Source organism: Shewanella sp. SG41-3, from assembly GCF_014164545.1.
Taxonomy (GTDB): Bacteria; Pseudomonadota; Gammaproteobacteria; order Enterobacterales; family Shewanellaceae; genus Shewanella; species Shewanella vesiculosa.
This window is the reverse complement of record NZ_JACJFJ010000013.1, coordinates 48,009-60,850: the sequence shown is the minus strand read 5'-3', so window position 1 is coordinate 60,850 and position 12,842 is coordinate 48,009. Positions and strand designations below refer to the sequence as shown.

Annotated in this window: 9 protein-coding genes; 7 read left to right on the top strand and 2 right to left on the bottom strand. The window is 42.5% G+C overall.

Features of this window, described 5'->3' with window-relative positions; translation table 11 throughout:
* The first annotated feature begins 168 nt into the window (after positions 1 to 168).
* The 5 genes from fadB to H5164_RS18870 all read left to right on the top strand — a co-directional run bounded on the left by fadB (position 169) and on the right by H5164_RS18870 (position 7,899).
* Positions 169 to 2,319, top strand: coding sequence for a fatty acid oxidation complex subunit alpha FadB (fadB, locus tag H5164_RS18890; protein ID WP_182698823.1), 2,151 nt, complete (start codon positions 169 to 171; stop codon positions 2,317 to 2,319).
* Positions 2,320 to 2,341: 22 nt separating this feature from the next.
* Positions 2,342 to 3,505, top strand: a complete 1,164-nt coding sequence (gene fadA, locus H5164_RS18885; RefSeq protein ID WP_124016560.1) for an acetyl-CoA C-acyltransferase FadA — start codon at positions 2,342 to 2,344, stop codon at positions 3,503 to 3,505.
* A gap of 226 nt (positions 3,506 to 3,731) precedes the next feature.
* A complete protein-coding gene (gene tusA, locus H5164_RS18880; protein ID WP_124016561.1) occupies positions 3,732 to 3,977 on the top strand; it encodes a sulfurtransferase TusA in 246 nt (81 codons plus the stop codon).
* A 2-nt stretch (positions 3,978 to 3,979) separates the two neighbouring features.
* Positions 3,980 to 4,423 carry an MOSC domain-containing protein gene (locus H5164_RS18875; RefSeq protein WP_182723693.1) on the top strand — a complete coding sequence of 148 codons (444 nt, stop codon included), beginning with the start codon at positions 3,980 to 3,982 and terminating at the stop codon, positions 4,421 to 4,423.
* A 293-nt stretch (positions 4,424 to 4,716) separates the two neighbouring features.
* Positions 4,717 to 7,899, top strand: a complete 3,183-nt coding sequence (locus tag H5164_RS18870; RefSeq protein WP_182757319.1) for an amidohydrolase family protein — start codon at positions 4,717 to 4,719, stop codon at positions 7,897 to 7,899.
* Positions 7,900 to 7,965: 66 nt separating this feature from the next.
* On the opposite strand, the gene H5164_RS18865 is transcribed toward H5164_RS18870, so the two are convergent.
* Positions 7,966 to 8,529, bottom strand: coding sequence for a DNA-3-methyladenine glycosylase I (locus tag H5164_RS18865; protein WP_182757318.1), 564 nt, complete (start codon positions 8,527 to 8,529; stop codon positions 7,966 to 7,968).
* Positions 8,530 to 8,641: 112 nt separating this feature from the next.
* Between H5164_RS18865 and glyQ the strand changes: the two genes are divergently transcribed.
* Entirely contained in the window at positions 8,642 to 9,547 is a 906-nt protein-coding gene (glyQ, locus tag H5164_RS18860; protein WP_124016565.1) for a glycine--tRNA ligase subunit alpha, read from the top strand.
* 9 nt (positions 9,548 to 9,556) lie between these two features.
* Positions 9,557 to 11,641, top strand: a complete 2,085-nt coding sequence (gene glyS / locus H5164_RS18855) for a glycine--tRNA ligase subunit beta (protein ID WP_182698824.1) — start codon at positions 9,557 to 9,559, stop codon at positions 11,639 to 11,641.
* 145 nt (positions 11,642 to 11,786) lie between these two features.
* On the opposite strand, the gene H5164_RS18850 is transcribed toward glyS, so the two are convergent.
* Complete coding sequence (locus H5164_RS18850; RefSeq protein ID WP_182757317.1) at positions 11,787 to 12,839, bottom strand: HDOD domain-containing protein; 1,053 nt, start codon at positions 12,837 to 12,839, stop codon at positions 11,787 to 11,789.
* Positions 12,840 to 12,842 lie beyond the last annotated feature (3 nt).

Here is a 12,842-nt window from a genome sequence, read left to right as displayed (position 1 = left end):
GATAAAAAATTAAACGGCCGTTTAAATTGGGTGTTGTAATTTTTCTCATTTAGTCGCACACTGAGAATTAGCTGGTCAATAGATGGCCGAAACTGCTGTGATTCAAGCTTGATAACTGCACAGTAAATAAGATGTGGAAGTCGCTTTTAAGCAATAAGGAAGCAAGCAATGATTTACCAAAGCCCTACCATTCAGGTTGAGTTACTTGAAGATAATATTGCCAAACTGTGTTTTAACGCACAAGGTTCGGTAAACAAATTTGACAGAGAAACCATAGCCTCCCTTGATGCAGCGCTAGACAGCATCAAACAAAACACCAATATTAAAGCTTTATTGCTGACATCAGCAAAAAGCACGTTTATTGTTGGTGCTGACATCACCGAATTCTTAACCCTTTTCCAACAAGATGATGCAACCTTGCTAGCTTGGGTTGAACAAGCTAACGCGGTATTCAACAAACTTGAAGATTTACCGTTTCCAACAGCTTCTGCTGTTAACGGTTTTGCTCTTGGTGGTGGTTGTGAAACTATTTTAGCAACCGACTTACGCGTTGCCGATACCAATGCTCGCATCGGTTTACCAGAAACAAAATTAGGCCTTATTCCTGGTTTTGGTGGCACTGTGCGTTTACCGCGCGTGATTGGTGCAGATAATGCGCTTGAGTGGATTACCACAGCCAAAGACCAACGCCCAGAAGATGCTTTGAAAGTTGGCGCAATTGATGCCGTTGTAGCCCCAGAAAACCTAGAAGCTGCCGCGATTCAAATGTTGCATGATGCACTTAATGGTAGCCTTGATTGGCAAGCTCGTCGCACCAAAAAGCAATCAGCACTTCAGCTACCTAAACTTGAAGCCATGATGTCTTTTGCAACGGCTAAAGGCATGGTGTTCTCAGTTGCAGGCAAGCATTATCCAGCGCCAATGGCTGCTGTGAATGTTGTCGAACAGGCTGCTGGCTTAGATCGTGACGGCGCGCTAAAAGTGGAAGCACAAGCTTTCATTAAATTAGCGAAAACAGATGTTGCTCAAGCACTAATTGGTATTTTCTTAAATGACCAATTCGTTAAAGGCAAAGCTAAGAAAGCTGCTAAGTTAGCTCATGATGTTAACCAAGCTGCGGTATTGGGTGCGGGTATTATGGGCGGCGGTATTGCTTACCAAAGCGCCAGCAAAGGCACGCCAATTGTCATGAAAGACATCGCTCAGCCTGCATTAGAGTTAGGCTTGAACGAAGCGGCTAAAATCCTTACTACTCAAGTTGCTCGCGGCCGCTCTACGCCAGAGAAAATGGCTAAAGTGTTAAACAACATTACCCCTTCTTTAGATTATGCCGCTATCAAAAATAGCGATATCGTTGTAGAAGCGGTTGTTGAACATCCAAAAGTAAAAGCGACTGTACTTGCAGAAGTTGAGCAATACGTCTCTGAAGATGCGATTATTGCGTCAAACACCTCAACTATCTCAATCAACTTACTGGCTAAAAGCCTGAAGAAACCAGAACGTTTCTGCGGTATGCACTTCTTTAACCCTGTGCACAAAATGCCATTAGTTGAAATTATCCGTGGTGAGCACAGCTCAGAAGAAACCATCGCAACAGTTGTTGCTTACGCGAGCAAAATGGGCAAAACCCCGATTGTTGTTAACGATTGTCCAGGTTTCTTCGTTAACCGCGTATTGTTCCCATACTTTGCAGGCTTTAGTGGTCTTCTTGCCGAAGGCGCTGATTTCGCCGCTGTCGATAAAGTGATGGAAAAACAGTTTGGTTGGCCAATGGGTCCTGCTTACTTACTTGACGTAGTCGGTTTAGATACTGGTCATCACGCCCAAGCAGTTATGGCAGAAGGCTTCCCAGATCGTATGGGTAAAAATGGCAAAGACGCTATCGATATTATGTTTGAAAACAAACGTCTAGGTCAGAAAAACACTAAAGGTTTCTATGCCTATTCTGTTGACCGTCGTGGTAAGCCGAAGAAAGACATTGATCCTACAAGCTATGCATTATTAGGCGAAACGTTTGGTGAATTAAAAGCATTCGAGTCAGATGACATCATCGCTCGTTGCATGATCCCAATGATCATCGAAACTGTTCGTTGTTTAGAAGAAGGCATTATTGCATCACCTGCTGAAGGCGATATGGGTCTAGTTTACGGTATTGGTTTCCCTCCATTCCGTGGCGGTGTATTCCGTTATTTAGACACCATGGGCGTAGCAAACTTTGTTGCCCTAGCAGACAAATACGCACATCTTGGTGGCTTATATCAAGTTACCGATACCATGCGTGAACTTGCAGCCAACAACGGTAGTTACTACCAAGCCTAATTAGTGGGAAAGGAATTTAATCATGAAACAAGCTGTTATCGTAGACTGCATTCGTACCCCGATGGGCCGTTCAAAGGCAGGGGTATTTAGAAATGTACGTGCAGAGACTCTTTCTGCAGAATTAATGAAAGCATTACTAGTGCGTAACCCGCAACTAGACCCTAACGACATTGAAGATGTTATTTGGGGTTGTGTGCAGCAAACACTAGAGCAAGGTTTCAACATTGCTCGTAACGCATCATTATTGGCTGGTATCCCTAAAACAGCGGGTGCCGTTACCGTAAACCGTTTATGTGGTTCATCAATGGATGCTCTTCATCAAGCAGCTCGTGCCATCATGACCGGTCAAGGCGACACCTTTATTATTGGTGGTGTTGAACACATGGGTCACGTACCAATGAACCACGGGGTTGATTTTCACCCAGGTCTTGCAAACCGCGTAGCGAAAGCATCTGGCATGATGGGCTTAACCGCCGAAATGTTAGGTAAAATGCACGGCATTACTCGTGAACAACAAGATGCGTTTGCAGTACGTTCTCATCAACGCGCTCATGCTGCCACTATTGAAGGTCGTTTTGCCAAAGAGATTTGGGGAATTGAAGGCCACGACGTAAACGGCGCACTGATCAAAGTAATGACAGACGAAGTAATCCGTCCTGAAACAACACTTGAGTCACTTGCGGGTTTACGTCCAGCATTCGACCCGGTAAACGGTACCGTAACTGCGGGTACATCTTCTGCATTGTCAGACGGTGCTTCGGCGATGTTAGTGATGGAAGAATCTAAAGCTCGTGCATTAGGCTTAACCATTCGCGCGCGTATTCGCTCAATGGCCGTTGCGGGTTGTGATGCAGCTATCATGGGTTATGGTCCTGTACCTGCAACCAAAAAAGCATTAGCTCGCGCTGGCTTATCTGTTGCCGATTTAGATCTTATCGAATTAAACGAAGCGTTTGCGGCACAGTCATTACCTTGTGTTAAAGATCTTGGCTTACAAGATGTTGTCGATGAAAAGATTAACCTTAACGGTGGCGCGATTGCATTAGGTCATCCACTAGGTTGTTCAGGTGCTCGTATATCAACGACTCTGATTAACTTAATGGAAGAAAAAGATGCAACGCTTGGTCTTGCCACTATGTGTATCGGTTTAGGTCAAGGTATCGCAACCGTATTCGAACGCGTATAAGGTTTAAAATCTCTAGCTGATCATTCATCAGCTGCAATGAAAACGAGCCAAATTGGCTCGTTTTTTTTATTTTTAAATTTTTCTGCTTTGGCTAATGTTCCACGTGAAACATGTTTTATGAAAAATAAAAAAAGATAAAACAACATAAATTAGTAGCAAACTTGGCAAGCATAAATGACAAGAGTAACATTAGCGATAATTAGATAAGTAAAATAGATAGCACTCAATGAACGATATTTATACCCAGGCGCAACACCAGCTCGACGCACTTGGTCTTCGCTGTCCAGAGCCAGTGATGATGATCCGTAAAACAGTACGTAAAATGGCTGACGGTGAAACATTACTTGTTATAGCGGATGACCCTGCCACTACACGAGACATACCCAGCTTTTGTGAATTTATGGATCACACCTTAATCGCTAGCGATACCAGTAAAACGCCATATCACTATTTACTCAAAAAAGGACTTTAAAAATGACAATCACATTGGAAGCAATCGCATACAAAACAGCAAAACGCGGCGTGATGAAACCCGCTTTCTGTGCCAATGTGACTTTAGAGCGCGGTGTCGAGAATGACGTTTTTGGCCGACCAGGTAAACGCCAGGTGACAGTGATGTCAAAACAGCAATGGCAAAAAGCCTGCCAGCAAATTAATGTAGATTTAGATTGGTTAACTCGTCGAGCTAACTTATTGATCAGCGGCTATGAATTTAGCCCTGCGGATGTAGGTAAAACGATCTCAATTGGTACTGAGCTAAAACTACAAATCACTGGCGAAACCGATCCATGTAAAAAAATGCAACAAGCTCACTCAGGGCTTGAACAAGCATTAACACCTGACTGGCGTGGCGGAGTCACCTGCCGCGTGATCCAAGCTGGCTTAATACAAGCCGATGACTCTGTAAATATCGATTAGCAAAACCGATAAATCATTTTCATTTAAGCCTTTCATATTAAAATCTAACGCTATAGCACTCATTGTTTGTTAATCGATAACAGACATGCGTGTTATCGTCTGTCATTAATTGATACAGATTTGTTATACCCCTTATCGGTAATTTATGCGATAAAGGAACCATTCAAACCGACAAACGCAGTAAAGCCAAGTACTCTTCAGGTCATCTAATCATGCTAAATGAGATGACCTAGACGAGTATTAAGCTTGATTAAATCCACTGAAAATAAAAACGACAACGGATAATCTACTCTATGTTGACTCAAAAACTCACCCCTATTTACACCGCTATGGCACTTACTCTAGGTATTTCTAGCTTTGCCTATGCCGAAGATGACAAAGTAAAATGGCACGTAAATGCTCCTGAAAACGCGCCATTGAGTAAAATTGATATTAATGTTACCGAAGGGACATGGATGAACATCAATGTATCACCTGATGGTGAACACATTGTATTTGATCTATTAGGTGATATTTACCAAATACCGATAGCTGGAGGTGAAGCAAAACCACTGGCACAAGGTATCGCTTGGCAAATGCAGCCAGTATATAGCCCAGACGGTAAGTATATAGCTTTCACCTCTGATGAAGATGGTGGCGATAATATTTGGATAATGAATGCCGATGGCACTAATCCACATGCAATAACGACTGAAACCTTTCGTTTACTCAACAGCCCAGCCTGGAGTCCTGACTCACAGTATTTAGTAGCTAGAAAACACTTCACTGGCACTCGCAGCTTAGGAGCCGGTGAAGTGTGGATGTTTCACGTTGCTGGTGGCGAAGGGGTAAAACTAACTGAGCGTCCTAACGAGCAAAAAGATTTAGGTGAGCCCGCCTATTCACCTGATGGCCGTTATATTTACTTCAGCCAAGATGCGACCCCAGGTAAAACCTTTCACTATTCTAAAGACTCGGTAAAAGGTATTTATAAGATCAAACGTTACGACACACAAACGGGCGATATTGAAGTATTGATTGAAGGTACTGGCGGTGCGATTAGACCAACACCAAGCCCTGACGGCAAAACCCTTGCTTACATCAAACGTGATGGATTCCAGTCAACGCTCTATTCTCTCGATTTAACCTCTGGTGAAGATACCAAGCTGTATGACAAACTTGATCGTGATATGCAGGAAACATGGGCTATTCATGGTGTGTACCCAACAATGTCGTGGACCAAAGACAATAAGCACATCGTATTTTGGGCTAAAGGTAAAATCAATAAACTTGATGTCGACAGTAAACAAGTAACAGACATTCCATTCAGTGTTAACACTCAAAGAGATATTCAGCCATCAGTCCGCTTTACTCAAAACTTAGATAAAGATGAATTTGATGTAAAAATGCTGCGTATGGCACAAGTGTCACCAGATGGCGAAAAAGTAGTATTTGAAGCCTTAGGTAAAATTTGGATTCGTGATATTAAAGACGGTAAACATAAACGATTAACCCGTTTAGATGATGACATCAATGAGCTATTCCCACAGTGGTCACGTGACGGTAAAGACATAGTATTCACCACTTGGAATGATCAACAGCAAGGCACCGTCAGTGTTGTTAGCGCCAGAGGTGGTAAAGCCAAGGTGTTGACCAACGAGCCTGGCAAATATGTCGAACCAACCTTTTCACCTAATGGCGAATATATTGTCTATCGAAAAGCGCGCGGTGGCTACATGACACCACGAACTTGGTCACAAGAACCCGGTTTATATAAAGTCGATATCAAAGGAAAGCAAAGTACCAAACTAACAGCCAGTGGCCATCAACCACAATTCGGAGCTGACTCAGACCGTGTTTACTTTATGGATTCAGGGGAAACCCCAGAGTTTGCCTCTATCGGCATGAACGGTTTTGAAAAACGTACCCATTACACCAGCGACCATGCTACCGAGTTTCGTTTATCACCCAACGGTGAGCACTTAGCTTTTGCTGAACGCTTTAGAGTATATGTCACTCCCTTTGCTAAACACGGTGAAACCATTGCGATTGGGCCTAAAGCAACCAACTTACCCATTACTCAACTAAGCGCCCGTGCAGGTGAAAGCATTAGCTGGAACGGTAAGAACAACCAACTGTATTGGACATTGGGCCCAGATTTATATCAAGCAGATGTAGACACTCAATATACAAATGCGGAAACCAAGGTCGATCCTAAAATCACTGCAATTGGTTTTAAAGATAAAGCTGATGTTCCACGTGGAACAGTGGTATTTACCGGCGGCAAAGTGATTACGATGGAAAATGACCAAGTTATTGATAATGGTGTCGTTATCGTTAAAGACAATAAAATTGTTAGTGTTGGTGATGCTAATACAGTCATTCCTAACAATGCCCAAATTATCGATATTAGTGGCAAAACCATCATGCCCGGCCTGTTTGATGCTCACGCTCATGGTGGCCAAGCAGATGATGAGATTATTCCACAACAAAACTGGGCCTTATATTCAGGTCTGTCACTTGGGGTAACAGCTATTCACGACCCATCAAATGACACAACCGAAATATTTGCCGCTTCAGAACAACAAAAAGCAGGCAAAATTGTTGGACCGCGTATTTTCTCTACAGGGACGATTTTATACGGAGCAAACTTACCTGGTTATACTTCGCATGTTGATTCACTTGATGATGCAAAGTTCCACTTAGAGCGTCTTAAAAAAGTCGGTGCATTTAGCGTTAAGAGTTACAACCAACCACGTCGTGATCAACGCCAACAAATTATTGCTGCTGCGCGAGAGCTCGAAATGATGGTAGTGCCAGAAGGTGGCAGTTTACTGCAGCACAATTTATCCATGATAGCCGATGGTCACACGACGGTAGAACATTCATTGCCAGCAGCATCAATTTACAATGATATTAAGCAATTCTGGAGCCAAACAGAAGTTCACTATACCCCGACGCTAGTGGTTGCATATGGTGGTATTTCTGGTGAGCATTACTGGTATGATAAAACCGACGTTTGGGCTCACCCTCGCCTAAGTATGTATGTGCCGCACGATATACTTGATGCCCGATCAATGCGAAGAACCACAGCACCGGACGAACATTACAACCACTTTAATGTTGCCCGCGTAGCCAATGAGTTAAACAACATCGGCGTTAAACCTAATATTGGTGCTCATGGTCAACGAGAAGGATTAGCAGCACATTGGGAAATGTGGATGTTTGCTCAAGGCGGCATGAGTAATATGGAAGTATTAAAAACCGCGACAATCAATCCGGCGACAACCTTTGGTATGGACCATCAACTGGGTTCTATCAAAGTGGGTAAATTGGCTGACTTAATTGTGATTGATGGCGATCCATTAGCCGATATAAGAACGACTGATAAAGTCACTTACACTATGGTTAATGGTAAGCTATTTAATTCAGAAACCATGAATCAACTAAATGGTGATAAACATAAACGTAAGCCGTTTTTCTTTGAAAAAATCTAACGATTAAGTTAAGCCAATAAAAAAGGTGTTCCACGTGGAACACCTTTTTTTATACTTTTAATAAAATCAATACTGACCATAACAATGACAATCTGTGGTGTGATCATTCACCATGCCCACGGCTTGCATAAATGCATAACAAATTGTCGGACCAACAAAATTAAAACCAAGCTTTTTTAACGCCTTAGACATAGCTTCAGATTCTGGTGTTTGTGCAGGAACCTGGCTTAATGAACTGAAGTTATTTTCTTTAGGTTTACCACCAACAAAACCCCATAAAAACTCAGAGAAATCATCACCCTGCTCTACAAATGCTAAATAAGCTTTAGCATTTCTGATGATCGAGATTATTTTAAGACGATTGCGCACAATACCCGGTTCGAGCATTAACTCTGCCACTTTAACTTGATCGTACTGTGCAATAATACTCGGCTCAAAATTAGCAAACAGTAATTCGTAATTTTGTTGCTTTTTTAGAATGGTAATCCAAGACAATCCAGCTTGTTGGCCATCAAGACATAACTTAGCAAAAAGCTGTTTAGGATCAAATTCAGGTCGTCCCCAAACAGTATCATGATAATGCTGATATAAAGGGTCTTCACTTACCCAGCCACATCGGTTAACTTGCATGGTACGGTTCCATTAACGTTTTGAGTAGTACGTTAAAAAATAACCTACATCTACCTTGCTCTACAAGGTATAATCATCAACATTTTCTATTAATAGCCTGACAGTAGTAGACATGACGACGAAACATGACGTAAAGACATTTCAGGGGTTCATCCTAACCCTTCAGGAATATTGGGCGCAGCAAGGTTGCGCAATTGTTCAACCTCTAGATATGGAAGTTGGCGCTGGTACTTTCCACCCGCAGACGTTCTTACGTTCATTAGGCCCTGAGCCAATGAGCAGTGCATACGTGCAACCGTCTCGCCGTCCTACTGATGGACGCTATGGTGAAAACCCTAACCGCTTACAGCATTACTACCAATTTCAAGTGGTCCTCAAGCCATCACCAGATAATATTCAAGAGCTTTATTTAGGCTCACTTGAAGCTCTAGGCATCGATACTCAAATACATGATATTCGCTTTGTCGAAGACAATTGGGAATCACCAACATTGGGCGCATGGGGCTTAGGCTGGGAAGTTTGGCTCAATGGTATGGAAGTGACACAGTTTACTTACTTCCAACAAGTTGGCGGTATTGAATGTAGTCCTGTTACCGGCGAAATTACTTACGGTCTAGAACGTCTAGCAATGTACATTCAGGAAGTTGATAGTGTATATGATCTGGTGTGGACAGACGGACCTTTAGGCCGTGTGACCTATGGTGATATTTTTCACCAGAACGAAGTTGAGCAATCGACTTATAACTTCGAACACGCCGATGTCGATTTTATGTTCACCCTGTTCGATCAATGTGAAAAGATGTGCATGCACTTATTATCACTAGAAAAACCATTACCACTACCTGCTTACGAGCAAGTAATGAAAGCATCGCACGCTTTCAATTTACTTGATGCACGCCATGCAATTTCTGTCACCGAACGTCAGCGTTATATCCTTCGCGTTCGTACGATGGCAAAAGGTGTTGCAGAATCTTATTATCAAGCACGTGAAGCGCTTGGCTTCCCACTGTGTAAGTAGAGGTAACAGATGAATTTTGAAAACTTACTCATTGAAGTGGGCACCGAAGAATTACCGCCAAAGGCGCTACGCACATTAGCGGAATCTTTTTTAGCTAACTTTACCGATGAATTAACCAAAGCAGACCTGCCATTTGATTCTGCCGTTTGGTATGCAGCCCCACGACGCTTGGCTATTAACGTATTGGGATTAGCTTTAGCACAAGCCGATAAAATCGTTGAAAAACGCGGTCCTGCGGTTAGCTCAGCATTTGATGCTGACGGTAACCCAACTAAAGCAGCACAAGGCTGGGCCCGTGGTAATGGCATTACGGTTGAGCAAGCAGAGCGTTTAACAACCGATAAAGGTGAATGGTTAGTTCACCAAGCTAAAGTGGTTGGTGTTGAAACCAAAAGCTTAATTGCTGACATGGCACAACGAGCACTCGATAAATTACCTATCCCTAAACCAATGCGTTGGGGAAACAACAAAACTCAGTTTATTCGCCCAGTTCACACTGTGACCATGCTATTAGGCAACGAGTTAGTTGCAGGTGAATTACTTGGTATTAAATCTGACCGCGTTATTCGTGGCCACAGATTTATGGGTAAAGCCAGCTTTGAGTTAGATCATGCCGACAACTATTTAGCCGCGCTAAAAGAGCAAGGTAAAGTACTAGCAGATTATGAATTACGTAAATCGCTAATCAAAGTTGATGCGGAAGCTGCAGCAGCTAAATTAGGTGGTATTGCCGATATTCAAGACGGCCTACTAGAAGAAGTCGCTTCATTGGTTGAATGGCCAATAGTGCTAACAGCTAGCTTTGAAGAAAAGTTTCTAAATGTGCCTTCAGAAGCCTTAGTTTACACCATGAAAGGTGATCAAAAGTACTTCCCGGTATTTGATAACAGCGGCAAGTTATTACCTAACTTTATCTTTGTCACCAACATAGAATCAAAAGATCCACAGCAGATTATTTCAGGCAACGAAAAAGTCGTTCGTCCACGTCTGGCTGATGCAGAGTTCTTCTTTAACACTGATAAAAAGCACACTCTTGAGTCTCGTATTGCCAGTTTAGATACGGTTGTATTCCAAAAGCAGCTGGGCACATTAAAAGCGCGCGTTGAACGTATTTCAGCGTTAGCAGGCTTTATTGCAACACAAATGAACGACAATGGCGTCAATACTAATAGTCTAGATGCTAGCCGTGCAGGCTTATTGTCTAAAGCAGACCTTATGACCAACATGGTCATGGAGTTTACTGACACCCAAGGCACTATGGGCATGCATTACGCCCGCTTAGACGGCGAAACAGAAGCGGTAGCGCTAGCACTTGAAGAACAATATAAGCCTAAGTTCTCTGGTGATACAGTACCAACAGCAAATGTATCTTGCGCAGTTGCTTTAGCTGAAAAACTCGATACTTTAGTGGGTATTTTTGGTATTGGCCAAGCACCAAAAGGCGCGGCAGATCCATTTGCACTTCGTCGAGCTGCTATCGGTATTTTGCGAATTATTGTTGAGCACAAGCTACCTTTGGACTTAGTAGAATTAATTGCTAAAGCACAAACATTGCATGCTGCAAACGTCACCAATGCGAATACCAGTGAGGATGTCCTAGAGTTCCTACTGGCACGTTTCCGAGCCTGGTATCAAGATAAAGGTATTCAAGTTGATGTTATTTTAGCCGTGCTTGCTCGTCGTCCGACTCGCCCAGCTGATTTTGACAGTCGCGTTAATGCAGTATCTCATTTCCGTGGTTTAGAAGCGTCTAGTGCGCTTGCTGCAGCCAATAAGCGTGTTTCTAATATCTTGGCTAAAGTTGAAGGTAAACTGCCTGAAACCATCAACCAAGCACTATTAAGCGAAACAGCAGAAAAAACCTTAGCGGCTAAACTTGCACAACTGCAACCACAGTTAGCGCCCTTGTTTGCCACAGGTGATTACCAACAAGCATTAACCTTATTAGCTGACTTACGTGAGAGCGTCGATCAGTTCTTTGAAGATGTGATGGTAATGGCAGATGATGAAGCATTGAAAAACAACCGTTTAGCTTTGTTAACTAATCTTCGTGAGCAGTTCTTACACGTTGCGGATATTTCATTACTGCAATAGTGTCAGTCGACTATCATTAACAAAAAAAGCGCCGAAAGGCGCTTTTTTATGGGCAATACAATGATAAAACTCAAATGATGATAAAAAGCATATATTAATCAATCTACAACCGGACCACCAAAGACAGACTACTTTTAAAGTGTATCTAAAATTGCATCAGCTTTTGATGTAGCACAATAAACTCTTCTTCACTCAATTCCACTTGGGCCAACAACAGCGCCAATGCTGCTTGAGGTAATTTATCAACCTGTTGCAACATCGAACACTCACTAATAATATTGGCTTTCCAAATGAGTAATGCCATCTCATCCACAGGTTTAATATTGCTATTCGCTAACAAAGTTAATGATGCTTCAAAGTGCTCTGGTAATTGCCAGTAACGAGCTAAAAGCGCACTCAGCGTTAATGACTTGGTGGTCATCACTTGCTTAAACAACGAAGAACTCGGCTGCTCTCCTGGCTCTGCTTGATAAAAAGCATCCACCAGCAGTTTAAAAATCGCAATTTTACCCACGTCATGTAACAAGCCTAATAAAAAAGCACGATCTCGTTGCTCAGAGCGAGCTAATTCGCTGGCTAAAAAAGCCACTTGCATAGAATGGCGCCAAATTTCTGCACCAAAGCGTCGAAAATAAATAGCTTTGATATCAATTAATTCTCGGGCTAAGCAAGTGGTAATAAACTGCCTTAACTGCTGTCGCCCCACCTGCACTAACGCTTGTTGAATGCTACTAACATCCGTATCTGCACGTTTAAATGCGGGTGAATTGCATAGTTTGAGTACTTCAACACACAATAAAGGGTCTTGCTCAATGAGCTGTATTAGCTCTTGGGTTTCAATACTGTCATCAGCAAGCTTCTTATCAAGTTCGAGTATTTTACTAGGGAGTTTTAATACATTTTCAGCAATAGACTCTGGTGAGCTAAGTGCTTGCTCAATTTTTTGCATTACGCTTCGTTCAAGATTATTGGCAATACCTGTGGTGGTTGATTGTTGGCTAGCAAACAATAAACTATAAAACAATGCCGACAAATCTAACTGCGACTCAGCTGCAAGTTTAGGTGTAATTTCAACAGCGGGTTGTGTCGATTGTTGTTGGATCTGCTGGCGTTTTTCAACTGATGTTTTGCCAGTAAATTTAACTTGTTCATTACGGTCACGAATATTGAATAATTTTTTAAAAAAACCAGTAACCACAAT